Genomic DNA, 21,526 nt, shown 5'->3' on the forward strand with positions numbered 1-21,526 from the left:
GCCGCTAGGCCCGGGTGCCCCGGTCGTTGACCAGCGTGCCGATCTTCTCACCCTTCACGGCCCGCGCGATGTTCCCTTCGGCAAGCAGCTCGAAGACGAGGATGGGGAGTTTGTTGTCCTGGCACAGGGTGATCGCGGTGAGGTCGGCCACCCGCAGGTCGCGGGCGATCACCTCGCCGTACTCCAGTGCGTCGAACTTCACCGCGTCCGGGTTGAGCTTGGGGTCGGAGTCGTAGACCCCGTCGACCCCGTTCTTGCCCATCAGCATGGCCGTGGCGTCGATCTCCAGGGCCCGCTGGGCGGCGGTGGTGTCGGTGGAGAAGTAGGGCATGCCCATACCGGCGCCGAAGATCACGACGCGGCCCTTCTCCAGGTGCCGTACGGCCCGCAGCGGGATGTACGGCTCGGCGACCTGGCCCATCGTGATGGCGGTCTGCACCCGGGTCTCGATGCCCTCCTTCTCCAGGAAGTCCTGGAGGGCGAGGCAGTTCATCACGGTGCCGAGCATGCCCATGTAGTCCGAGCGGGCGCGGTCCATGCCGCGCTGCTGCAGTTCGGCGCCGCGGAAGAAGTTGCCGCCGCCGACGACGAGGGCGATCTCGTACCCGTCCCTCACCACCGCGGCGATCTCCCGGGCGATGGCGTGCACCACATCGGGGTCGACGCCCAGACCTCCGCCGCCCGCGAACGCCTCACCGGACAGTTTCAGCAGGTAGCGGCGGTGCGTGTGGCCGCTGCCGGGGGTGGTGGCGGTCTTCGCGCCCTCGTCATCCATGGAGATCTCCTCGTGCACGTACGAAGGAGGCCATCGCCGCGGGTCCTCGTGGGTGTCCCTGTACGGCAATGGCCTCCTCGTCACATCTGCGGCCGGCCGGCGTGGGCCGACCGCGTACGACCCTAGCGGGGTCGTCGGTCACTCGCCGCCCTGGTACACCGGGCGGGACGGGTGTCAGACGCCGACGCGGAACCGGGCGAAGCGCTTGAGCGTGACGCCGGCCTCGTTGAGCACCTGCTGAACGGTCTTCTTGGAGTCCTTGGCGAACGCCTGCTCCAGGACGACGTTCTCCTTGAAGAAGCCGTTGACCCGTCCTTCGACGATACGCGGCAGCGCGGCGTCCGGCTTGCCCTCCTCGCGGGCGGTGGCCTCGGCGACGCGGCGCTCGTTCTCCACCGTCTCGGCGGAGATCTCGTCACGGGTCAGGAAGGTCGGCGCGAACGCGGCGATGTGCTGCGCGACGTCCTTGGCGACCTGGGCGTTCTCCTTGTCCAGCTCGACCAGGACGCCGACCTGCGGGGGCAGGTCCGGGCTGGTGCGGTGCAGGTAGGAGGCGACGTAGCCGTCGGTGAACTGGGCGAAGCGGTCGAGCACGATCTTCTCACCGAGGGTGGCGTTCGCCTCGTCGACGAAGGCCTGAACGGTCTGGCCGTCCTTGATCTCGGAAGCGAGGAGGACCTCGATACCGGCCGGCTTGGTGGCGGTCACGTGGGCGGCGATGGCGTCCGCGACGGCGACGAACTTGTCGCCCTTGGCGACGAAGTCGGTCTCGCACTTCAGCTCGACGAGGACGCCCTCGCTGTTGTCGGCGGCGATCAGGGAGACGACCGCACCGTTGGAGGCCGAGCGGCCCTCGCGCTTGGTGACGCCCTTCTGGCCCTTGACCCGAAGGATCTCGACGGCCTTGTCCAGGTCGCCTTCGGCCTCCACAAGGGCGTTCTTGCAGTCCATCATGCCCGCGGCGGTCAGCTCGCGGAGCTTCTTGACGTCAGCGGCGGTGAAGTTCGCCATGGGTTTAAGTCTCTTCCCGAATGGTCGGTGGTTCTACGGGTGGACGGCGGGGGCATCGGCCCCCGCCGTCGTCACGCGTGGTGCTGGAAGGCGGAGAAGGCTCAGGCCTGCTCGGCGTCGCCCTCGGCGGCCGGAGTCGCCTCGGTCTCGGCGGGGGCCTCGGCCGGGGCCTCGGTCTCGGCGGGCGCGGCGGCGGCTTCGGCGGCGGGCGCCTCGGCGGCCGGGGCGTCGTCAGCCTTCTTCTCGCCCTCGAGGAGGTCCCGCTCCCACTCGGCGAGGGGCTCGGCGACCGCGTCGGCCTTCTTGTCGCCGGTGGCGGCGCCGGAGCGGGCGATGAGGCCCTCGGCGACGGCGTCGGCGATCACGCGGGTGAGCAGCGTGACGGAGCGGATCGCGTCGTCGTTGCCCGGGATCTTGTAGTCGACCTCGTCGGGGTCGCAGTTGGTGTCGAGGATCGCGACGACCGGGATGCGGAGCTTGCGCGCCTCACCGACGGCGATGTGCTCCTTCTTGGTGTCGACGATCCAGACGGCGCTGGGCACCTTCTGCATCTCGCGGATACCACCGAGGGTCTTCTCCAGCTTGTCCTTCTCGCGGGAGAGGACCAGGAGCTCCTTCTTGGTGAGGCCGGAGGCGGCCACGTCCTCGAAGTCGATCTCCTCGAGCTCCTTCAGGCGCTGCAGGCGCTTGTAGACGGTCGAGAAGTTGGTGAGCATGCCGCCCAGCCACCGCTGGTTGACGTAGGGCATGCCGACGCGCGAGGCCTGCTCGGCGATGGCCTCCTGCGCCTGCTTCTTGGTGCCGACGAACATGATGGAGCCGCCGTGCGCGACGGTCTCCTTGACGAACTCGTAGGCGCGGTCGATGTACGACAGCGACTGGAGCAGGTCGATGATGTAGATGCCATTGCGCTCGGTGAAGATGAAGCGCTTCATCTTCGGGTTCCAGCGACGGGTCTGGTGCCCGAAGTGGACGCCGCTCTCCAGCAGCTCCCGCATCGTGACGACGGCCATGGCCGTACTCCTTGAGGTGCTCGGTTATCGCGACCACCGGACGGCGGTCGCGCCTGACGTCCCGACGCGCCGTGCCACGAGGGACCGAGGGGCGCGGCCACCGTCCCGAGGGACTTGGTGGCGGGGCGTGCGAAGTCGACCCGGTGACCCGGATCGCCAGAGAAAGTGTACGGGACCGGCGGAGTGCCGGGCGACATCGAAGTTGTCCACAGGCCAGGACCATGATCATCTCTCGGCCGCGAAACACGGGATCGTCGTGGCATGGCAATTCTGGTGTGGTGCGCGGTGGTTGCGGCGGCGCTGCTGGCCGCCGTCCCGGCGGGGGTGGCGGCGGTCGGTCCGGCGGGGTTCGACGCGGGGGCGGGCGGTGTGCGGGCGGGGTCGGATCCCGGGGTGGCGGCGGGGTGCTCGGGGGTGGACGGCGGGCGGTGCTGGCCGGTCGCCGGGCCGGGTATCCGGGGGCGGCCGGTGGTGCTGCGCGGCTTCGAGCCGCCGCCGACGCCGTGGGCGGCCGGGCACCGCGGGGTGGACCTGCGGGCGGGGCCCGGCGCGGTGGTGCGGGCGGCGGCGCCCGGGACGGTGGCCTTCGCCGGTCCGGTGGCCGGGACCGGTGTGCTGGTGCTGCGGATCGCCGACGGCCTGCGGATCACCTACGAGCCGGTGCGCGCCACGGTCGCGGTCGGCGCGCGGGTGGCCGCCGGGGAGCGGGTGGGGGTGCTGGAGCCCGGCGGGGTGCCGGGTGGCGCGGGGACGGGAGCCCGGGGGCACTGCCCGGAGAGCTGCCTGCACTGGGGACTGCGGCACGGGGACGCCTACCTCGACCCGCTCTCCCTGCTCCCGCCGTGGCTGCTGCGCGCCGGCCCGTCGCGCCTGCTGCCGGTGTACGGGGCGGGGGTGGTCAGCCGGTCACTCCGCGCAGCGCCATCGTGACGGCGGCCTCGGTGATCTGCTCGGGGTCCTCGGCGGCGCCCAGCTCGATCCGGCGGACGGCGGCGTCCACCACGCCCTGGAGCAGCATCGCGGTCAGCCGCGGCTCCTCGTGGCCGAGCGCGCTGAGCGCCGCGCCGACCATGGCGACCAGACCGCCGTGCGCGGCCCTGATCTTCTCCCGGGCGCCGGCTTCCAGCTCCCCGGCCGAGATCGCCACCACCGCGCGGTGCCTGCGGTCGCCGACCAGCGTCAACTGGCTGCGTACATACGCCTCGATCTTGTCCGCCGCGGTGTCCGCCGCCTCCATCGCGGCCTCCACCTCGGCCGCCCAGACGGGGAAGTCGACGGCGCACAGCTCCTCGACGACCGCCGCCCGGGAGCGGAAGTACTCATAGACCGAGGAGCGCGCCAGGCCGGTGCGCTCGGCCAGCGCGGGAAAGGTCAGCGCCTCCGTGCCGCCCTCGGTCAGCAGCGAACGCGCGGCATCCAGCAGGGCTTGGCGCTGCATCGTCCGGTGTTCGGCCACCGAGGCCGCTCGAATCCTGGGCATCCCACCACTGTAGACAGTGCGGCCGCCCTGTCACCGGCCGACGTCGGCGAGCTTTGCCCGCAGTTGAAGCACGGACTTGGTGTGGATCTGGCTGACCCGGCTCTCGGTGACGCCCAGTACCTGGCCGATCTCGGCGAGTGTCAGGCCCTCGTAGTAGTAGAGGGTGACGACCGTCTTCTCGCGCTCCGGGAGGGTGTTGACGGCGCGGGCGAGCAGGCGGCGCAGCTCACGGTCCTCGGCGACCTCGACCGGGTTGTCGGCGCCGGTGTCCTCCAGGGTGTCGACCAGGCTGAGCCGGTCGCCCTCGACGCCGACGTGCAGCAGCTCCTCCAGCGCGACCACGTTGGCCAGCGAGAGCGCGCTGAACACCCCGTGCAGTTCCTCCAGGCCGACGCCCATCTCGGCGGCGACCTCGGGCTCGCTGGGGGTGCGGCGCAGCTTCGCCTCCAGCGTGGCGTAGGCGCGCTCCACCGCCCGCGCCTTCTGCCGGACCGAGCGCGGGATCCAGTCCAGCGCCCGCAGCTCGTCGATCATCGCGCCGCGGATCCGGGTGATCGCGTACGTCTCGAACTTGATCGCGCGGTCCGGGTCGAACTTCTCGATCGCGTCGATCAGCCCGAACACCCCGGAGGAGACGAAGTCCGCCTGCTCGACATTGGCCGGAAGTCCCACACTGACCCGGCCCGCCACGTACTTCACCAGCGGTGAGTAGTGCAGGATCAACTGCTCCCGCAGCCGGGAGTCCCCCGTGGACTTGTAGGTCCGCCACAGCGCGTCGAGCGAGGTGGGAGCGGCGGGCCGAGAGGTGGCGCGGGAGGCGGTCGCCGCCGTCGCCCGTTCGGACCCGGGGGTGTACTGGGGCATGCGTCGTTGTGAGCCGTTCTGCCGTGACGTGAGTGGGTGATCGAGCCTCCGAGAGCGTAGCGTGACCATAGTGTCGCTTATTGCTACGTCATCCGTGTGGGACATGCGCAGATACGTTCCTCTGCGGGTACGTGGTCGCCGGACCGGCGGGGCGGCCCGGCCCGGGGTCCGCGGAAGGACCCCGTTGGCCAATGATGGAGGGCCGTCGTGCCGCTCACGGCCGGTCCTACGATCGTCCCAGGTCACGGCGGTTTCCTGTCACCTGATGGTGTGTCCGTCACGTCAACCCGCCCGCCGTGTGCGGCCGTCCCGTGCGGTACGGACCAACTTCCACCGCCCGTTGTCGCGTTCGACGAAGCCGAGGGCCTGCAATTCGTAGAGCCGTCCCAGCGTGTCGTCCCGGCTCGCCCCGGCCGCGCGGGCGATCTCCTCCTCCCCGGCATCGCCCTGACCTGGCAGCGCTTCCAGTACCCGGGCCGCCGCCCGGTCCAGCAGATCGCGCGGCAGCACCGGGCCGCGGCGGCGCGGTGCCAGATCCGTGCCGATCTCCCCCACCATCTCGATCACTTCTGCCGCGTCGGTGACCACCACCGCTTCGCCGCGCAGCAGTTCGTGCACGCCTTCCGACAGACCGCTGGTGCACGGCCCCGGCACGCCCATCGTCACCCGCCCCAGCTCGGCCGCCCGGCGGGCGGTCACCAGCGAGCCGCTGCGGTAGCGGGCCTCCACCACCACGGTGCCGCGGGTCAGCGCCGCGATCACCCGGTTCCGCAGCACGAACCTGCTGCGTGTGGGGTGGTCGCCCGGCGGCAACTCGCCGATCAGCAGTCCGCGTTCGGCGATCTCGCCGATCAACTCGGCGTTGCCCGGCGGATAGGGCACATCCACGCCGCTGGCCACCACCCCGATCGTGGCACCGTCCGCCCGCAGGGTGCTGCGCTGTACGACGCCGTCCACCCCGTAGGCCGCCCCGGAGACGACCACCCAGCCGGAGCGGGCGAGGCCGTCGCCCAGCCGGGCCGCCATGTGCGCGCCGTAGTCGGTGCAGGCCCGCGCACCGACCACCGCGACCGAGCGCAGCGCCCACAGCCGCAGGGACGGCCGCCCCCGCACCCACAGGCCGTACGGCCGCTGGAGCCCGAGGTCGTCGAGCTGGCCCGGCCACTCGGTGTCCCCCGGGCACACGAACCGCGCCCCCGCCCGCCCGGCTGCCGCGAGGTCCGCCCCCGGGTCCGCGCGGGCGGCCCGCACCGCGTACCCCGCCGTCCGCTGCTCTCCCGCCCCGGGCAACCGCTCCCCCGCCCGGGCCGCCGCCCAGGCCCCCTCGGCTCCCCGCTCCCGCACCGCCCGCCCCATCACCTCGTCCCCGGGGTCGGCGACCCGCGTCAGCGCCACCCGCGCCCACACCTCCCCCTCCCCCCGCATCACCGACCCCCGACCGGCTCGGGCACACCCCGGGGGACGCCGGTCCGCAATTGGAGTGCCTCCAGCATCTCCACGGCCCCGGGGCGCTCGATCCCGGCGAGGTCGGCCACGGTCCACGCGACGCGCAGCACCCGGTCGAGCCCGCGGGCGGTCAGCAGCCCGCGCTCCATGTCCCGCTCCGCCTCCCGGAGCGCGCCGGGCTGGAGCTGCCACCGGGTGCGCAGCTCATGACCGGGCACCTCGCTGTTGGTCCGCCACGGAGTGCCCTCGTAGCGGGCGGCGGCGCGCTCGCGGGCGGCCCTGACCCGGGCGGCCACCTGCGCGGTGGTCTCCGAGGGGTGCGCGCCGGTCAGCTCACTCCTGGACACCGCCTCGACGTCGACCCGTAGGTCCACCCGGTCGAGCAGCGGGCCCGACAGTCTGCTCTGGTAACGGCGGACCGCCGTCGGTGAGCAGTCGCAGCCCACCCCGAGGAGTGAGTACCTGCCGCACGGGCAGGGGTTGGCGGCCAGCACCAGAAGGAAGCGTGCGGGCAGCCGCATCACACCGGCCGAGCGGGCGACCACCACATGCCCGGACTCCAGCGGCTGCCGCATCGCGTCCAGCACCCTCCCGCTGAACTCCGGGGCCTCGTCCATGAAGAGCACGCCGCGGTGGGCCAAGGACACCGCGCCCGGCCGCGGCAGGCCGCTCCCCCCGCCGACGATCGACGGCATGGTCGCCGAGTGGTGGGGCGCGCAGTAGGGCGGGGTGTCGACCAGCGGTTTGCCGGGCGGCAGGATCCCTGCGACCGAGTGGACCGCGGTGACCTCGAGCGACTCCTGGTTGGTCAGGGGCGGCAGCAGCCCGCACAGCCGCTCGGCCAGCATGGTCTTCCCGGCTCCCGGCGGACCCTTGAGGTAGAGGTGGTGTCCCCCGGCCGCGGAGATCTCCAGGGCACGCCTCGCCGTGTGCTGCCCGGACACATCCGCCATGTCGGGGATCTGGTCGTGGAAGACGGCACCCGTCCCCACCCCTCCCCCCGGCACCGTCAGGCCGGCCAGTATCGGGTCCGGGCGGCCCTCGCCCGGGAGGGCGTCCTCCTCCTCTTCCGGGGCGAGTTCGTCGTTGAGGACGGCGACGAGCTGGCGCAGGGAGCGGACGCCGAGGACGGAGACGCCGGGGACGAGGGCGGCCTCGGCGGTGGTGCGGTCGGGGACGACCACGTGGCGGTAGCCCGCGTCGGCGGCGGCGAGGACGGCGGGCAGGACGCCGCGGACCGGGCGGACCCGGCCGTCGAGGCCGAGCTCGCCGATCATCATGAGATCCGCGATGGACCGCGGGGCGATCCGGTCGTTGGCGGCGAGCACCGCGCAGGCGACGGCCAGGTCGAAGCCGGAGCCGCCCTTGGGGACGGAGGCCGGGCTGAGGCCGACGGTGAGCTTCTTCTGCGGCCAGGTCTCGCCGCTGTTGACGATCGCGGCCCTGACCCGGTCACGGCTCTCGGTCAGGCTCTTGTCCGGCAGGCCGACCAGCGCGAAGGCGGCGAGGCCCGGCTCGAGGTCGGCCTGGACCTCGACCACCACGCCTTCGACACCGACCAGTGCCACCGAGCACGTACGGGCGAAGCCCATCACGCCACCCCCCGCACATGCTCCACGCGGGCCGCGCCGCGGGCGGGCAGGATCACGCCGACCAGGTCGATCCGGACGCCGCCCGGCGGAGCGCCGCCGTGCTCACCGGCCCAGCGCTCGGCCAGCGACCGCAGCCGGTCGATCTTGTCGGGGGTGAGGGCCGCCATGGGGTGCTGGAACTCCCCCGAGCGGCGGGTCTTCACCTCGCACACCACCAGGGCGTCCCCCTCTGACGCCATGATGTCGATCTCGCCGTGCCTGCACCGCCAGTTCCGCCCGAGCACCGTCAGGCCCGCGTCCTCCAGCGTGCGGGCGGCGAGATCCTCCCCGTACCGCCCCAGCGCTCCTCGCGCGTTCATGCGTACCACCTCCGTCACTCAGCGTGACGGAGGTGGTACGCAAAAGATGATCTTGGTCGAAGCCTGTGGATAACCTGCCGGGTGACGGTCCGGCAGTCCTCAGCTGTTGAAGCCCGAGTCGTCCGACGGCAGATCCAGATCCGCCTTGTTCAGCTCCTCGATGTTCACGTCCTTGAACGTGAGGACCCGCACCTGCTTGACGAAGCGGGCGGGCCGGTACATGTCCCAGACCCAGGCGTCGGCCATCGACACTTCGAAGAAGACCTCGCCCTGGACCGAGTGCACCTGCATCTCGTAGTCGTTGGTGAGGTAGAACCGCCGTTCGGTCTCGATCACGTACTTGAACAGGCCGACGACATCGCGGTACTCCCGGTAGAGCTTCAGCTCCATCTCGGTCTCGTACTTTTCGAGGTCCTCGGCGCTCATGGCATGTTCCCCTTCAGCCGTACGTGTCCCCCATTGTGCGTCAGTCGCGCTCCGCCCCCAGGGAGACAGGGGACGGTGGAGGTCCTTCGTCGAGCAGCGTACGCAGCAGCCCGGCGAGCCTGATCGGATATACCGTCTCACGAGTGCGGAGAAGTTCCTCGCAGGTCCACCAACGGAGCGAGGTCACACTGCGGCGTTCCAGGTCGGTCTGTCCACTGGTGTCGAAGCCCACAGTGCCGGTACGCCCCAGGTGGTACCACTCGTCCTGCTCCCAGCGGCTGCCGTCGAAGTCGAAGCAGGCGGTCCGCTGCCACAGCACCGGGCCGAGCGTCAGATCTGTGATACCGGTCTCCTCGGCCACCTCACGGCGGGCCGCCGCCTCCAGGCTCTCGCCCTCCTCGACGCCGCCACCCGGGGTGAACCACCAGGTCGCGGAGGGGTCGGCCGGCTCGAAGCCGTGCAGCAGCAGGATCCGGTCCTCCGGGTCGAGCAGCACCACACGGGAGGCGCGGCGCCTGATCGGCGTCATGTGCGCCTCAGCGCGCGGGCCAGCGGGGTCCAGGCGGCCCCGAAGAGGATCAGCACGGCCCCGGCGATCACCGCGATCGTCAGCCAGCCCAGCGGGCCCTGTGCGGACGCGCCGCCGCCCGTGAGCGCGTCGAAGGAGGCGGTGCGCCCCACCTTGCCCATCCGCCCCATCGGCCACGCCGTGGCCTCCACCCGCGCCTTCACGTCGGCCACCGGGACGGAGCCGTGCTCGTCGTCCATCAGGTGGGTGCGGGAGTCCTGGGAGACCGCCCGGTTGTCGCCGAGCAGGAACAGCTCGCCGCGCGGGACGGTCGTCTTGAAGTTGCTCATCGAAGCCGGGACTCCGCTGGGCAGATAGCTTTCGTCGACCGCGGTGCCGTTCACCATCAGGCGGCCCTGCTTGTCGCAGCACTGCACGGTGTCGCCGCCGACCCCGACCACCCGCTTGACCTCGGGCAGGTCGCCCCAGAGCTTGTCCTTGAAGACCACCACGTCACCGCGGTGCACCTCGGAGCCCGAGACATGCTGGGCGAGCACCCGGTCGCCGGGGTTCACCGTGGGCTGCATCGAGTTGGTCGGCACTGTGTACGGCCGGTAGTCGACCGCCGCCCAGGCGAAGCCGCCCAGGAACAGGACACAGCCCAGGGCGACGGCCAGCCCGGACACCGTACGTCCGAACCGGCCGCCATCCCTGCCACGTATCGCACCACTGCTGCTGCTCATGGACCGGAACCCTACCCGGCGGTACGCCTGAGGTCAGCAGTCGTCAGCGGTCGCTTATCGGGTTTCCGCATCTGTGACCTGCGGCCTGGCCCGGAGCAGCCGCCTGCGGCGGAGCAGCACCAGGGGCAGCGCACCGGCCAGTCCGGCCGCCGCGGGGGCCGCGGCGCCCGCCGCGTTGATCCCCGGCTGGTCGAAGGTGTCCGGGATCGACAGCGCGTCCCAGCGGTTGATCGGCCAGGCCACGACGATCGCACGGCCGACGACCTGGTCGTCGGAGACGGTGCCGCCACCGGGCAGTGACATGTGGTAGCGGGAGTCCAGCGAGTCCTGGCGGTGGTCGCCCATCACCCAGATCCGGTTCTTGGGAACCGTGATCTTGAAGGGCAGATCAGGGGTGCAGGGGGTGTTGCCCGCGAAGACGTACGGCTCGTTGAGCGCCTTGCCGTTGACCTTCACCGGGCCGGTGCCCTTGCACTCGACGGTGTCGCCGCCGACGCCGATGACCCGCTTGATCAGGTCCTTCTCCTCGGCCGAGGGCATGAGGCCGATGAAGCTGAGGCCCTTCTGCAGACCCTTGGTCACCACGTTGCCCGACGCGGGAGGATTCTCGCCCAGCCAGCCGCCCGGGTCGTGGAAGACGACGACCTCGCCGCGGGTCGGCTTGGAGCCGAACCACGGGGTGAGCTTGTCGACCAGCACCCGGTCGCCGCGCTCCAGCGTGTGCTGCATGGAGTCGGACGGGATGGAGAACGCCTGCACCAGGAAGGTCTTGATCAGCAGCGCCAGCACCAGGGCGATGCCGATCAGCAGCGGCAGCTCCTTCCAGAACGAGCGCTGCTTGCGGGCGGCCGAGCCCGAGGAGCCGGACGGCGGGGTGTCGGGCGGCGGCGGAGGGCCGGCGGGCGGGCCGGGGACCGCGGGACCGGGTCCCACCGGCTCCCCCGTACCCGGGCCGTAGCCCTGCTCGCCGCCATAGCCGTGCTCGTCGCCGTAGCCCTGCTCGCCGTGGCTCTGCCCGCCATGGCCGCGCGGATATCCGCCGTTACTCTCCGCGAAGCCCGCGTCGGTCGCCGCGTAGCCGCCGGCGCTCTCCGCGGAGCCGCCATTCTTTGCGAAATCGTGGCTCTGCGGGCCCGGCACACCGCCCGGCACCGCGCCGTACTCCGTCACATCCGCCGCCTCGGGGACTCGGCCATCGGCCTGCGCCGCCCCGGCAGGGGGCACGGACACGTCCCCCTTCTCGGGCTCGCCGGAACCAGACCTTGCGCCGACCACCAGGTCCCCCACATCCACTCCTCACTCCGGACCGCCGCCCGCTCCATGTTCGACGCAGGCCCACCACTCCCATAACGAGCGGGAGTTCCGCAGGAGTCGGCAGCCGGGTCGTTCCTTGGCCGTTGTTTGCCGTCTCCACAGTAGTGCGCGTGCCCAGCGCCGATGTTCCCGCCGCGGTCGGCTTGGGGACCGAGGCGTATGTCTCCGGCTCGGGCAGCCGCTGCCAGTGCCCGACCGGCCACGCGATGACAAAAGCCCTGCCCACGACCAGGCTGAGCGGGATCGTGCCGCCGCCGGGCTTGTCCGTGTGGTACCGCGAGTCGGCGGAATCCGAGCGGTGGTCGCCCATCACCCAGAGCCGTCCCTTGGGTACGTGCACGCTGAATTTCATCATTGAGGGTGGATTTCCGGCGAAAAGATACGGCTCGGTGAGCGGCACGCCGTTGACGAGGATGCGGCCCTGGGGGTCGCAGCACTGCACGGTGTCGCCGCCGACGCCGATGACCCGCTTGATCAGATCCTGCTCGTTCGACGACGGCAGCAGCCCGATGAAGGTGAAGAACTCCTTCACCTGTTTGAGGACGACGGGGTCCGGCTTCTTCTTCTCCTCGGGCGGCAGCCAGCCGCCGGGGTCCTTGAAGACGACGACGTCACCGCGCTTGGGTTCCGAGCCGAACCAGGGGGTGAGCTTGTCGACCAGCACCCGGTCGCCGATCTTGATGGTCTGCTCCATCGATCCGGACGGGATGACGAACGCCTGGAGCAGGAAGGTCTTGAGCACCAGCGCGATCAGCAGCGCCACCATGACCAGCAGCGGCACCTCCTTGGCCAGCGAGCGGCGGCGCTTCCGCTTCACCTTGCGGGCCAGCTTGCGGCGCTCGATACGGCTGCTGCCGGTGAGCGGCGGGGTGCCGTTGGCGGGCGTGTCGGCGGCGGCCGTACCGGTCCCGTGGGAGCCGCGGGAGCCGCGGGACGAGCCGTGGGAACCGCTCGCGTCGTGGCCGGAGGGTACGGGGGCGCGGTGGTGCCCGTAGCGCGGACGGCCGCGGTTACCCATGGTGGCCTGCCGGCGCGGGGACGGCGGCGAAGGCGGCGGGGCGGTCGAGCTTGGTCCAGTGGCCGACCGGCCAGCCGATCCACTCGGCGCGGCCGATCACCTTGCCGACGGGCACGGTGCCGCCGCCGGGATCCCCGAGGTGTTCACGGGAGTCGCGGGAGTCGTCGCGGTGGTCGCCCATCACCCACAGCCTTCCGTCCGGCACCACGATGTCGAACCGTACCTGCGAGGGGGTGTCTCCGGGGTAAAGGTAGTCCTCGGTGAGCGGATGGCCGTTGACGAGCAGGCGGCCCTGCTGGTCGCAGCAGGTCACCCGGTCGCCGCCGACGCCGATCACCCGCTTCACGTAGTCCGTCCCGCTCTGTTGCACGAACGATCCGTCACCGTCGAACACGATCACGTCCCCCCGCCGCGGCTCGCCCCCGAAACGGTAGGCGAGCTTGTTCACCAGCACCCGGTCACCGACTCGCAGCGTTCCCTCCATGGAGCCGCTCGGAACCTGGTACGGCTGGACGACATAGGTGCTCACCAGGAGCAGCACGACCACGCTGCCGACCACGAGCAGGGCGGTACGCCGCCACTGCGTCCACCAGCGGACGGCGGCCGCGCGCAGGGCGGGCCCGGACACGACGGAACGCGACCGCTCCTCTGTCTCCGCCTCATCGGCGGAAGGGGAGCGGTCGCGTTCCGGAAGTGCCGCTTCGGTGTCCATCGTGGCCAGAGCTTATCCGGCCGACCTATGGATCAGTTGTCGCGCTTCTCCTTGATCTTCGCGGCCTTGCCGCGCAGCTCACGGAGGTAGTACAGCTTGGCGCGGCGGACGTCACCGCGGGTCACGACCTCGATCTTCTCGACGATCGGGGTGTGCACCGGGAAGGTACGCTCCACGCCGACCGAGAAGCTGACCTTGCGGACCGTGAAGGTCTCGCTGATGCCCGCGCCCTGGCGGCGGATGACGACGCCCTTGAACTGCTGCACACGGGAGCGGTTGCCCTCGATGACGCGCACGTGGACGTTGACGGTGTCACCGGGGCGGAAGGCCGGGACGTCGGTGCGCAGCGAGGCGCTGTTGACGCTGTCGATCAGGTTGGGCATGGGATTCTGCTTCCTCGCCGATGCCACAGGTCATCGACGGAATGTCGTTACGGGATCAAGGTCGCGGCCACCGCGTCGGACGGGCGTCGTTCCCCCTGTGGCAGGGGCGCGCGCCGGACGGACGGCAGCGGCTCATTCTTCCACGGCCTCCGGGCTGCGCCCAAATCGGCCGTCGGGGCCGGGCTGCCAGCCGAGGATGCTGAGCATCTCCCGGTCCTTCTTGTTGAAGGCGGCGGGGTCGCAACGCTCGATCAGGTCGGGCCTGTTGGTGACGGTGCGGCGGAACGCCTCGTCCCGCCGCCAGCGGGCGATCTTCCCGTGGTGGCCGCTGAGCAGCACCTCGGGGATGCCGCGGCCGCGCCACTGCGGGGGCTTGGTGTAGACGGGCCCCTCCAGCAGGTCGGCCATCGGGCCGGGGGCGAAGGAGTCGTCCTGGTGGGACTCCGCGTTGCCGAGCACGCCGGGCAGCAGCCGGGCCACCGCCTCGGTGATGACCAGTACCGCGGCCTCGCCGCCGGCCAGCACGTAGTCGCCGATGGAGACCTCGTAGACCGGCAGCCGGGTGGCGTACTCCTCGGTGACACGGGTGTCGATGCCCTCGTAGCGGGCCGGGGTGAAGATCAGCCAGGGCCGGGCGGAGAGTTCGACGGCGAGCCGCTGGGTGAAGGGGCGGCCGCTGGGCGTCGGGACGACCAGGGCGGGCAGGTGCGCGCCCGCCTCGTAGCCGTCGGCCAGGGACTCGTCCAGCGCCTCGCCCCAGGGGCCGGTCTTCATGACCATGCCGGGGCCGCCGCCGTACGGGGTGTCGTCGACGGTGTTGTGCTTGTCGTGCGCCCACTGCCGCAGGTCGTGCACGCGGACGTCGAGCTGCCCGCGGGCGCGGGCCTTGCCGACCAGCGAGACGTTCAGCGGGTCCAGGTACTCGGGGAAGATCGTGACGACGTCGATCCGCATGTCAGGAGCCGTCCGCGTCGTGCGGGGTCCCCGGCGCGTCGGAGGCGGCGGCCACGTCGGCCTCCGCCTCGTCGAGCAGTCCGGGCGGCGGGTCGATCACCGCGCGCTGCTCCTCCAGGTCGATCTCCGGCACGATCTCCTCGACGAAGGGGATCAGCACCTCGCCGCCGTCGGGCCGCCGGACGACCAGCAGGTCCTGGTACGGCAGATGGCTGATCTCGGCGATCCGGCCGACCTCGCGGCCGTCCACGGTGACCACGTCCAGGTCGATGAGCTGGTGGTCGTAGAACTCCTCGGGGTCCTCCGGCATCTGGGCCGGGTCGACCTCGGCGATCAGCAGCGTGTTGCGCAGCGCCTCGGCGCCGTTGCGGTCGCTGACGCCCTCGAAGCGCAGCATCAGCCGTCCGCTGTGCACCCGGCCGGTGGCGATGGTCAGCGGGCCGGCCGAGGCCGGGTCGGTGGCGAGTACGGCACCGGGGGCGAGCCGCAGTTCCGGCTCGTCGGTGCGCACCTCGACGCTGACCTCGCCCTTGATGCCGTGGGCGCGGCCGATCCTGCCGACTACCAACTGCATGTACGGCTCACTTTCCGGCTCTGCGGGAGGGGTGCGGGGCCGCCGCCCACGCCCGGGGGCGCCGGGAGGCGGCGGAAGACGCGGCACGGGCCGGGAGCGGCGATCGCCACCCCCGGCCCGTGCCGGTGATCCTGTGTGTCGGCCCGGCTCAGCGGACCTGGTCCACGTCGACGAGGTCGACGCGGACACCACGGCCGCCGAGCGCGCCCACGACCGTACGCAGCGCGCGGGCGGTACGGCCGTTGCGGCCGATCACCTTGCCGAGGTCGTCGGGGTGCACCCGGACCTCCAGCACGCTGCCGCGGCGCAGGGTGCGCATGTCGACCTGCACATCGTCGGGGTTGTCGACGATGCCCTTCACGAGGTGCTCAAGGGCCTCCTCGAGCATGCTCAGGCCTCGGTCGACTCAGCCGCGGCCGGGGCCTCGGCGGTGTCATCGGCCTTCTTCTCGGACTTCTTCGCCTTCGGGGTGATCGCCTCACCCTTGGGCTCGTCCGCGGTGTCCTTGGCGGCGGCCTCGAACAGGGCGCGCTTGTCGGCCTTCGGCTCGGCCACGAGCAGCGGCGCCGGGGCCTCGAGGCCCTTGTGCTTCTGCCAGTCGCCGGTCAGCTTGAGGATGGCCAGCACGGGCTCGGTCGGCTGCGCGCCGACGGAGAGCCAGTACTGCGCGCGCTCCGAGTCGACCTCGATGCGCGACGGGTTCTGCACCGGGTGGTACAGGCCGATCTCCTCGATGGCCCGGCCGTCACGGCGGGTACGGGAGTCGGCGACGACGATGCGGTAGTGAGGCGAACGGATCTTGCCCAGACGCTTCAGCTTGATCTTGACTGCCACGGGAGTGGGTTCTCCTGGTGTTGACGTGTTTGGGCACGGCGAGTGACCACGTGGGGTTGTGGATTCGTGCGCCCGATGGACGCGTCAGCCGAAGGAGAGAGGGTTCCTGCACGGCTGTCGAGTTCTCGACTGAACATTCTGCCACACTCAGCCGACCCCTACGACCTCCGGGATCCGGAAGGGCTGCCCGCAGGCCCCGCACATGATCGGCGCCTGGGCCAGCACGGATGGCACGACCCGGACGTTGCGCCCGCAGTCGCAGACCGCCTTGACGCGCACACCGCCGCCCGAGGAGCCGTGCCGGGCGGCTGGTCCGCGGAAGGAGCGGGCGGTGTCGGCCGTGGTGGCCACGGTATGCGCCTTGAGGGCGCGCTGGAGCCGCTCGATGGTGACCCGGTAGCGCTTACGGGTGTCAGGGCGCATCACGACGAGGGAGAACCCGCTGCTGGGATGCGGCTCCTCGGCGTGGTCGAGGCCCATCTCGTCGGCGATCGCGAGAAATCGGCGGTTGTGGTAGCGGCCGGCGCGCGAGGTGTCACGGATACCGCGGGCAGCGGCGATCCCGTGCACGGCCTCGTGCAGCAGCCTGTCGAAGGAGAGCTCCGTACCGCACGCGGAGGACGACTCTCCGATCAGGGACTCGGGCGCGGCCAAGTCGGGCAGCTCGGGATGGTGCCGTTGAATATCGGCCCAGGCGACTGCCAGCTCGGCGGCGAGAACAGGTGGTGTCGTGCTCACGCCGTGACAACGAGCCGGGCGCTCCCGGTGTTCCGATTCCGGGCTACCCCAATTAATTTGCACTGATCGGTCAGTTCCGGATGATGCGCATGACGAGGGGCGGGTGCGGAGGACTGTGGAGAACCCGCGCACCCGCCCCATGACGAGACGATTCACGTATTACGTACGTCAGTTTTCGGTCAGCGGACGCTAGTAAGCGCGTGCCACGATCGCCAGCGTACCGGGGGTGTCGTCGGCGTCCGGCACCGAGCCGTCCGGGCTGACCAGGCAGCGTACGGAAACACCCTGCTCAGCCAGCTTGGCCTCGCCCTCGGGGCCGAGGTCGGCCCACGGGATACGGGCCCAGCCGGTGGCCGCGGCCTCGGCGGCCTCGGTGATCGTCGCGACGTCCACGGTGCGGGACGTCCGGCGCTCGCGGGACTCGCGCAGGAGCTGCGCCTGGTCCTCCTCCAGCACCTTGGGCAACAGGGTCACCAGGGACTCGATCGAAACCGCTTCCTTTCCGCCGGGAATCCGACGGGCCAGCATCGCGGTGCCGCCCTCCAGGTCGCGCGGCCCGATCTCGACCCTGACCGGGACACCCTTCAGCTCCCAGTCCACGGCGCGGCGGCCGAAGGGCGTGTCGGTGCGGTCGTCGACATGCACCCGCAGCCCGGCGGCCCGGAGCTGGTCGCCGATCTCGCGCACCTTGGCGATCACCGGCTCGTCGCCCTTGATCGCCAGCACCACGACCTGGGTCTGCGCCAGCCGCGGCGGCACCCGCAGGCCGTTGTCGTCGCCGTGCATCATCACCAGGGCGCCGATCATGCGCGTGGTGCTGCCCCAGGAGGTCTGCCAGACGTGCTCCTGGGTGCCCTCCTTGGACAGGTACTGGGTGTGGAACGCCTTGGCGAAGTTCTGGCCCAGTTCGTGGCTGGTGCCCAGCTGCAGCGCCTTGCCGTCGCCCATCATCCCTTCCAGGGTGAGGGTGTTGATGGCGCCGGCGAACCGCTCCTTGGCCGTCTTGCGGCCGAGGACCACGTCCATCGCCAGGACGTTCTCCATGAAGTCCGCGTAGACGTCCTTCTGGATCCGGGAGGCGTACTCCCGGGCGTCCTCCTGGGTGGCGTGCGCGGTGTGGCCCTCCTGCCAGAGGAACTCGGTGGTGCGCAGGAAGAGCCGCGGGCGCAGCTCCCAACGGACCACGTTCGCCCACTGGTTGATCAGCAGCGGCAGGTCGCGGTAGCTCTGCACCCACTTGGAGAAGTACTCGTTGATGATCGTCTCGGAGGTGGGCCGGACGACGATCGGCTCCTCCAGCTCCTTGCCCCCGCCGTGCGTGACGACCGCCAGCTCGGGGGCGAAACCCTCCACGTGCTCGGCCTCGCGCGTCAGGTACGACTGCGGGATGAACAGCGGGAAGTACGCGTTCTGCGCACCCGCCGCCTTGATCCGCGCGTCCATGTCCTGCTGCATCCGCTCCCACAGGCCGTAGCCGTACGGCCGGATGACCATGGTGCCGCGGACCGGCCCGTTGTCGGCCAACTCGGCCTTGCTGATCAGGTCCTGGTACCAGCGCGGGAAGTCGTCCGCCTGGGGGGTGAGAACGGGAGCCTTTGCCATGAACCCGATGTTACGGGTCCGGGTCGCTTCGGCGTGAATCGGGCCTGCCCCCTGGACGGGACGGCGAATCAGCAGTTGTCTGGCTTTCAGGGACGAGTACGGCAGGCAGTACGCACGGGGGGCAAAAGACGGCGCGAAGCTGATTGGGGCGGTCGATGGCACCTGTGCTCTATCGCGGAACCAGGCCCGGTGCGGAGGGCAGAGCGCGCGACTGGGCGGAGATCCAGGAACGCATGCTCGTGCCGCTGTACGAGACCGTGTACGACCGGTTGGAGGTCGGCGCGGGCACCCGGTTACTGTCGCTCGGCTGCGGTTCGGGGCTCGCCCTGCTGCTGGCGGTGGCCAGGGGTGCCACGGTCACCGGGTGCGACACGGACGGGGAGCGGCTGGCGCTGGCGCGGGAGCGCCTGCTGCCGGAGCCGCGGTGGGGAGCGCCCTCCGGCGCCCGGGCCAGGACCCGGCTGCTGCCGTGCGGTCCGCGCGAGCCCGTCGGCGACTTCGACCTGGTGACCGCCTTCGATCCGGCGCTGCCCTCGGCCGAGTTGCTGCCCGCGCTGGGCGCCGCGACCGGCCGGGCCGCCCGCGGCCGCACGGTGGTGCTGGCCGGATGGGGGCCGCCCGAGCGCTGTGCGACCTCCCGGGTGCTGCGGATCGCGGCGCGGCTGGCCGAGCCGCGCGGACCGGCGGCGTGCGAGCCGCGGCTCAGCGGCCGGGACGACCTGGAGGACCTGGCGCGCGCCGCGGGGCTGCGCCCCGACGGCTCCGGCCGGGTCTCCTGCCCCTTCGGCTACCCCGATCCGGCCAGCGCGGTACGCGGCCTGGTCTCCACCGGGCTGTTCGACGCGGCGGTGGAGGCCACCGACCAGCAGCAGGTGGAGAAGGAGATCGCCGAGGCGCTGCACCCGTACCGCAGGCCCGACGGCACGGTCCGGATGGAGAACGTCTTCCGGTACGTGATCGCCCGCGGGTGAGGCCCGCCCGCGCGGGGCGAAATCGGCTGGCCGTACGGGTACGGCGTCGGCGAGGGTGGTCCCCATGGACGCCTCCGCGCAGCAAGACGACGCCACCCCGCTCTCCCCCGGCACCCCGGTCTCCGTCCGGCTGGTCAAGGCCGCACGGGAGAAGGTCCGTTACCCGGCCGACGTGCTGGCCGACGACGGGGTCCGGGTGACGGTACGGGCCGACTGGGCGGCGCCCGGCGTGCGCGACTTCGGCTTCGTCCGCTTCGAGCCGGGCGATGTGTTCACCGAGACGTACTGGCGGGACCGCTGGTACGCGGTGAAGGAGGTGCGCGCCGCGGACGGCGCCGTCAAGGGCTGGTACTGCGATGTCACCAGGCCCGCGGTCGTCGGCGGGGCGGGCATCACCGTGGAGGACCTCGACCTCGACCTGTGGCTGTCGGGCGACGGCCGGGACGTACTACGGCTGGACGAGGACGAGTTCGCCGCCAGCGGGCTGGCGGAGCGCGACCCGGCCGCCGCCGGGCAGGCACTGCGCGCGCTCGACGAGCTGGAGGCGCTGGCCCGCGGCGGCGGCTTCGCGGCGCTGCTCGGCTGAGACCGGCCGACCGGCCCCCGGCTGGGGGCCGGTGCCGGGTCAGCCCATGAACTTCTTGAACTCGTCGGGCAGTTCGAAGTTCTCGCCGCCGGCGGGCAGGCCGAACGGGCTGTCGCCGTCCTCGCCCGGGGCGCCCTGCTCGCGGCGGGCGGCGGCCGCGGCGGCCTCCGCCTTGCGCTTCATCGGGTTGCCGCTCTGCCGCTTGCCCTTGGCCTGCTTCTGCTGCTTCTTCTGCCGCCCGGGGCCGCCACCCATGCCCGGCATCCCGGGCATACCCGGCATCCCACCGCCCTGGGCCATCCGCGACATCATCTTGCGCGCCTCGAAGAACCGCTCCACCAGGTTCTTCACCGCGCTGACCTCGACACCCGAGCCCTTGGCGATACGGGCCCGGCGCGAGCCGTTGATCAGGTGCGGATCGGCACGCTCGCCCGGGGTCATCGACTTGATGATCGCCGCGGTGCGGTCCACGTCCCGCTCGTCGAGGTTGTTGATCTGGTCCTTGATCTGGCCCATGCCCGGCAGCATGCCGAGCAGCTTGGAGATCGAGCCCATCTTGCGGACCTGCTCCATCTGCTGGAGGAAGTCGTCGAGGGTGAACTCCTTGGGGCCCTTCGCCAGCTTGGCCGCCATCTTCTCGGCCTCGGCCTGGCTGAACGTCTGCTCGGCCTTCTCGATGAGCGAGAGCATGTCGCCCATACCGAGGATCCGGGACGCCATCCGGTCCGGGTGGAACGCGTCGAAGTCGTCGAGCTTCTCGCCGTTCGAGGCGAACATGATCTGCTTGCCGGTGACATGGGCGATCGACAGCGCCGCGCCACCGCGGGCGTCGCCGTCCAGCTTGGACAGCACCACGCCGTCGAAGCCGACACCGTCGCGGAACGCCTCCGCGGTGTTCACCGCGTCCTGGCCGATCATCGCGTCGACGACGAAGAGGATCTCGTCGGGGCGCACGGCGTCGCGGATGTCCGCGGCCTGCCGCATCAGCTCCTGGTCCACACCGAGGCGGCCCGCGGTGTCGACCACGACCACGTCGTACTGCTTGGACCGGGCGAACTCCACGGAGTCCTGGGCGACCTTGACCGGGTCGCCCACGCCGTTGCCGGGCTCGGGGGCGAAGACGGCGACACCGGCCCGCTCGGCGACCACCGAGAGCTGGTTGACGGCGTTCGGGCGCTGGAGGTCACAGGCGACCAGCAGCGGCGCGTGGCCCTGCGACTTCAGCCACAGGCCGAGCTTTCCGGCCAGTGTGGTCTTACCGGCGCCCTGGAGACCCGCGAGCATGATCACGGTGGGCGGCTGCTTGGCGAAGCGCAGCCGCCGGGTCTCGCCGCCGAGGATGCCGACGAGCTCCTCGTTGACGATCTTGATGACCTGCTGCGCCGGGTTCAGCGCCTGCGACACCTCGGCGCCCGAGGCGCGCTCCTTGACCTGCTTGATGAACGCGCGTACCGCGGGCAGCGCGACGTCCGCCTCCAGCAGCGCGATACGGATCTCGCGTGCGGTGGCGTCGATGTCCGCCTCGGACAGGCGCCCCTTGCCGCGGAGGTTCTTGAACGTCTCTGCAAGGCGGTCGGAGAGGGTATCGAACACGTCGGTCGCGGGTCCTCGCGTCGGGGGTGG

The 21,526-nt window shown here is 71.4% G+C and carries 25 protein-coding genes; 3 read left to right on the forward strand and 22 right to left on the reverse strand.

Going from position 1 to position 21,526, the window contains the following annotated elements; all coding sequences use genetic code 11:
* Positions 1 to 4: 4 nt before the first annotated feature.
* From pyrH to rpsB, 3 genes are all read right to left on the reverse strand, one after another.
* Positions 5 to 775: a UMP kinase gene (gene pyrH / locus AB0M29_RS30635; RefSeq protein WP_365388512.1), complete on the reverse strand. Its 771-nt coding sequence runs from the start codon at positions 773 to 775 to the stop codon at positions 5 to 7.
* 174 nt (positions 776 to 949) lie between these two features.
* Positions 950 to 1,786 carry a translation elongation factor Ts gene (gene tsf, locus AB0M29_RS30640; RefSeq protein WP_365388514.1) on the reverse strand — a complete coding sequence of 279 codons (837 nt, stop codon included), beginning with the start codon at positions 1,784 to 1,786 and terminating at the stop codon, positions 950 to 952.
* Between the two features lie 101 nt (positions 1,787 to 1,887).
* Positions 1,888 to 2,799: a 30S ribosomal protein S2 gene (gene rpsB / locus AB0M29_RS30645; RefSeq protein WP_365388516.1), complete on the reverse strand. Its 912-nt coding sequence runs from the start codon at positions 2,797 to 2,799 to the stop codon at positions 1,888 to 1,890.
* Positions 2,800 to 3,060: 261 nt separating this feature from the next.
* Between rpsB and AB0M29_RS30650 the strand changes: the two genes are divergently transcribed.
* On the forward strand, positions 3,061 to 3,729 hold the full coding sequence (locus tag AB0M29_RS30650; RefSeq protein ID WP_365388518.1) for a M23 family metallopeptidase: 669 nt from the start codon (positions 3,061 to 3,063) through the stop codon (positions 3,727 to 3,729).
* On the opposite strand, the gene AB0M29_RS30655 is transcribed toward AB0M29_RS30650, so the two are convergent.
* The 18 genes from AB0M29_RS30655 to proS form a co-directional block, all read right to left on the reverse strand.
* On the reverse strand, positions 3,698 to 4,255 hold the full coding sequence (locus tag AB0M29_RS30655; RefSeq protein ID WP_365388662.1) for a helix-turn-helix domain-containing protein: 558 nt from the start codon (positions 4,253 to 4,255) through the stop codon (positions 3,698 to 3,700). The genes AB0M29_RS30650 and AB0M29_RS30655 overlap by 32 nt on opposite strands.
* Positions 4,256 to 4,309: 54 nt before the next feature.
* Positions 4,310 to 5,143: an RNA polymerase sigma factor WhiG gene (gene whiG, locus AB0M29_RS30660; RefSeq protein ID WP_365388520.1), complete on the reverse strand. Its 834-nt coding sequence runs from the start codon at positions 5,141 to 5,143 to the stop codon at positions 4,310 to 4,312.
* A 282-nt stretch (positions 5,144 to 5,425) separates the two neighbouring features.
* Positions 5,426 to 6,568 carry a DNA-protecting protein DprA gene (locus AB0M29_RS30665; RefSeq protein ID WP_365388522.1) on the reverse strand — a complete coding sequence of 381 codons (1,143 nt, stop codon included), beginning with the start codon at positions 6,566 to 6,568 and terminating at the stop codon, positions 5,426 to 5,428.
* Positions 6,568 to 8,181, reverse strand: a complete 1,614-nt coding sequence (locus AB0M29_RS30670; RefSeq protein WP_365388524.1) for a YifB family Mg chelatase-like AAA ATPase — start codon at positions 8,179 to 8,181, stop codon at positions 6,568 to 6,570. Before AB0M29_RS30670 ends, AB0M29_RS30665 begins: the two co-directional genes overlap by 1 nt.
* Positions 8,181 to 8,540, reverse strand: coding sequence for a YraN family protein (locus AB0M29_RS30675; RefSeq protein ID WP_365388526.1), 360 nt, complete (start codon positions 8,538 to 8,540; stop codon positions 8,181 to 8,183). The genes AB0M29_RS30670 and AB0M29_RS30675 overlap by 1 nt, the downstream gene beginning before the upstream one ends.
* A gap of 99 nt (positions 8,541 to 8,639) precedes the next feature.
* Positions 8,640 to 8,966 carry a DUF2469 domain-containing protein gene (locus tag AB0M29_RS30680; protein WP_033173060.1) on the reverse strand — a complete coding sequence of 109 codons (327 nt, stop codon included), beginning with the start codon at positions 8,964 to 8,966 and terminating at the stop codon, positions 8,640 to 8,642.
* Between the two features lie 40 nt (positions 8,967 to 9,006).
* Entirely contained in the window at positions 9,007 to 9,495 is a 489-nt protein-coding gene (locus AB0M29_RS30685) for an NUDIX hydrolase (protein ID WP_365388528.1), read from the reverse strand.
* Positions 9,492 to 10,217 carry a signal peptidase I gene (gene lepB, locus AB0M29_RS30690; RefSeq protein WP_365388529.1) on the reverse strand — a complete coding sequence of 242 codons (726 nt, stop codon included), beginning with the start codon at positions 10,215 to 10,217 and terminating at the stop codon, positions 9,492 to 9,494. The genes AB0M29_RS30685 and lepB (AB0M29_RS30690) overlap by 4 nt, the downstream gene beginning before the upstream one ends.
* A gap of 54 nt (positions 10,218 to 10,271) precedes the next feature.
* A complete protein-coding gene (gene lepB, locus AB0M29_RS30695) occupies positions 10,272 to 11,357 on the reverse strand; it encodes a signal peptidase I (protein WP_365388665.1) in 1,086 nt (361 codons plus the stop codon).
* On the reverse strand, positions 11,260 to 12,549 hold the full coding sequence (gene lepB / locus AB0M29_RS30700) for a signal peptidase I (protein ID WP_365388531.1): 1,290 nt from the start codon (positions 12,547 to 12,549) through the stop codon (positions 11,260 to 11,262). Before lepB (AB0M29_RS30700) ends, lepB (AB0M29_RS30695) begins: the two co-directional genes overlap by 98 nt.
* Positions 12,542 to 13,261 (reverse strand): signal peptidase I, encoded by a 720-nt coding sequence (gene lepB, locus AB0M29_RS30705; protein WP_365388533.1) that lies wholly within the window; start codon positions 13,259 to 13,261, stop codon positions 12,542 to 12,544. Before lepB (AB0M29_RS30705) ends, lepB (AB0M29_RS30700) begins: the two co-directional genes overlap by 8 nt.
* 32 nt (positions 13,262 to 13,293) lie before the next feature.
* Entirely contained in the window at positions 13,294 to 13,644 is a 351-nt protein-coding gene (gene rplS / locus AB0M29_RS30710; RefSeq protein ID WP_093716565.1) for a 50S ribosomal protein L19, read from the reverse strand.
* Positions 13,645 to 13,776: 132 nt separating this feature from the next.
* Positions 13,777 to 14,598: a tRNA (guanosine(37)-N1)-methyltransferase TrmD gene (gene trmD / locus AB0M29_RS30715; RefSeq protein WP_365388535.1), complete on the reverse strand. Its 822-nt coding sequence runs from the start codon at positions 14,596 to 14,598 to the stop codon at positions 13,777 to 13,779.
* A 1-nt stretch (position 14,599) separates the two neighbouring features.
* Positions 14,600 to 15,172, reverse strand: a complete 573-nt coding sequence (rimM, locus tag AB0M29_RS30720; RefSeq protein ID WP_365388537.1) for a ribosome maturation factor RimM — start codon at positions 15,170 to 15,172, stop codon at positions 14,600 to 14,602.
* A 148-nt stretch (positions 15,173 to 15,320) separates the two neighbouring features.
* Positions 15,321 to 15,560 carry an RNA-binding protein gene (locus AB0M29_RS30725; protein ID WP_037913728.1) on the reverse strand — a complete coding sequence of 80 codons (240 nt, stop codon included), beginning with the start codon at positions 15,558 to 15,560 and terminating at the stop codon, positions 15,321 to 15,323.
* A 2-nt stretch (positions 15,561 to 15,562) separates the two neighbouring features.
* The gene (gene rpsP, locus AB0M29_RS30730; RefSeq protein ID WP_365388540.1) at positions 15,563 to 16,006 is read right to left on the reverse strand and encodes a 30S ribosomal protein S16; all 444 of its coding nucleotides are present in this window, start codon (positions 16,004 to 16,006) and stop codon (positions 15,563 to 15,565) included.
* A gap of 147 nt (positions 16,007 to 16,153) precedes the next feature.
* A complete protein-coding gene (locus AB0M29_RS30735) occupies positions 16,154 to 16,744 on the reverse strand; it encodes a hypothetical protein (RefSeq protein ID WP_365388542.1) in 591 nt (196 codons plus the stop codon).
* A 189-nt stretch (positions 16,745 to 16,933) separates the two neighbouring features.
* Positions 16,934 to 18,346 carry a proline--tRNA ligase gene (gene proS, locus AB0M29_RS30740; protein ID WP_365388544.1) on the reverse strand — a complete coding sequence of 471 codons (1,413 nt, stop codon included), beginning with the start codon at positions 18,344 to 18,346 and terminating at the stop codon, positions 16,934 to 16,936.
* 155 nt (positions 18,347 to 18,501) lie between these two features.
* On the opposite strand from proS, the gene AB0M29_RS30745 reads away from it, so the two are divergent.
* Together AB0M29_RS30745 and AB0M29_RS30750 are read left to right on the forward strand one after the other, a co-directional pair.
* The gene (locus tag AB0M29_RS30745; RefSeq protein WP_365388546.1) at positions 18,502 to 19,317 is read left to right on the forward strand and encodes a class I SAM-dependent methyltransferase; all 816 of its coding nucleotides are present in this window, start codon (positions 18,502 to 18,504) and stop codon (positions 19,315 to 19,317) included.
* 64 nt (positions 19,318 to 19,381) lie between these two features.
* The gene (locus AB0M29_RS30750) at positions 19,382 to 19,903 is read left to right on the forward strand and encodes a DUF402 domain-containing protein (protein WP_365388548.1); all 522 of its coding nucleotides are present in this window, start codon (positions 19,382 to 19,384) and stop codon (positions 19,901 to 19,903) included.
* Between the two features lie 39 nt (positions 19,904 to 19,942).
* On the opposite strand, the gene ffh is transcribed toward AB0M29_RS30750, so the two are convergent.
* On the reverse strand, positions 19,943 to 21,496 hold the full coding sequence (ffh, locus tag AB0M29_RS30755) for a signal recognition particle protein (protein WP_365388550.1): 1,554 nt from the start codon (positions 21,494 to 21,496) through the stop codon (positions 19,943 to 19,945).
* Between the last annotated feature and the right edge of the window lie 30 nt (positions 21,497 to 21,526).

The organism is Streptomyces sp. NPDC051976, assembly GCF_040680795.1.
GTDB lineage: Bacteria > Actinomycetota > Actinomycetes > Streptomycetales > Streptomycetaceae > Actinacidiphila.

Coding starts and splice junctions, on each gene's coding strand:
- AB0M29_RS30650 (WP_365388518.1), top strand. CDS start 3,061: ATGGCAATTCTGGTGTGGTGCGCGGTGGTTGCGGCGGCGCTGCTGGCC.
- lepB (WP_365388533.1), bottom strand. CDS start 13,261: ATGGACACCGAAGCGGCACTTCCGGAACGCGACCGCTCCCCTTCCGCC.
- pyrH (WP_365388512.1), bottom strand. CDS start 775: ATGGATGACGAGGGCGCGAAGACCGCCACCACCCCCGGCAGCGGCCAC.
- AB0M29_RS30675 (WP_365388526.1), bottom strand. CDS start 8,540: ATGAACGCGCGAGGAGCGCTGGGGCGGTACGGGGAGGATCTCGCCGCC.
- whiG (WP_365388520.1), bottom strand. CDS start 5,143: ATGCCCCAGTACACCCCCGGGTCCGAACGGGCGACGGCGGCGACCGCC.
- trmD (WP_365388535.1), bottom strand. CDS start 14,598: ATGCGGATCGACGTCGTCACGATCTTCCCCGAGTACCTGGACCCGCTG.
- AB0M29_RS30745 (WP_365388546.1), top strand. CDS start 18,502: ATGGCACCTGTGCTCTATCGCGGAACCAGGCCCGGTGCGGAGGGCAGA.
- tsf (WP_365388514.1), bottom strand. CDS start 1,786: ATGGCGAACTTCACCGCCGCTGACGTCAAGAAGCTCCGCGAGCTGACC.
- rplS (WP_093716565.1), bottom strand. CDS start 13,644: ATGCCCAACCTGATCGACAGCGTCAACAGCGCCTCGCTGCGCACCGAC.
- AB0M29_RS30750 (WP_365388548.1), top strand. CDS start 19,382: ATGGACGCCTCCGCGCAGCAAGACGACGCCACCCCGCTCTCCCCCGGC.
- lepB (WP_365388531.1), bottom strand. CDS start 12,549: ATGGGTAACCGCGGCCGTCCGCGCTACGGGCACCACCGCGCCCCCGTA.
- AB0M29_RS30665 (WP_365388522.1), bottom strand. CDS start 6,568: ATGCGGGGGGAGGGGGAGGTGTGGGCGCGGGTGGCGCTGACGCGGGTC.
- rimM (WP_365388537.1), bottom strand. CDS start 15,172: ATGCAGTTGGTAGTCGGCAGGATCGGCCGCGCCCACGGCATCAAGGGC.
- AB0M29_RS30725 (WP_037913728.1), bottom strand. CDS start 15,560: ATGCTCGAGGAGGCCCTTGAGCACCTCGTGAAGGGCATCGTCGACAAC.
- rpsB (WP_365388516.1), bottom strand. CDS start 2,799: ATGGCCGTCGTCACGATGCGGGAGCTGCTGGAGAGCGGCGTCCACTTC.
- AB0M29_RS30680 (WP_033173060.1), bottom strand. CDS start 8,966: ATGAGCGCCGAGGACCTCGAAAAGTACGAGACCGAGATGGAGCTGAAG.
- AB0M29_RS30685 (WP_365388528.1), bottom strand. CDS start 9,495: ATGACGCCGATCAGGCGCCGCGCCTCCCGTGTGGTGCTGCTCGACCCG.
- lepB (WP_365388529.1), bottom strand. CDS start 10,217: ATGAGCAGCAGCAGTGGTGCGATACGTGGCAGGGATGGCGGCCGGTTC.
- AB0M29_RS30670 (WP_365388524.1), bottom strand. CDS start 8,181: ATGGGCTTCGCCCGTACGTGCTCGGTGGCACTGGTCGGTGTCGAAGGC.
- proS (WP_365388544.1), bottom strand. CDS start 18,346: ATGGCAAAGGCTCCCGTTCTCACCCCCCAGGCGGACGACTTCCCGCGC.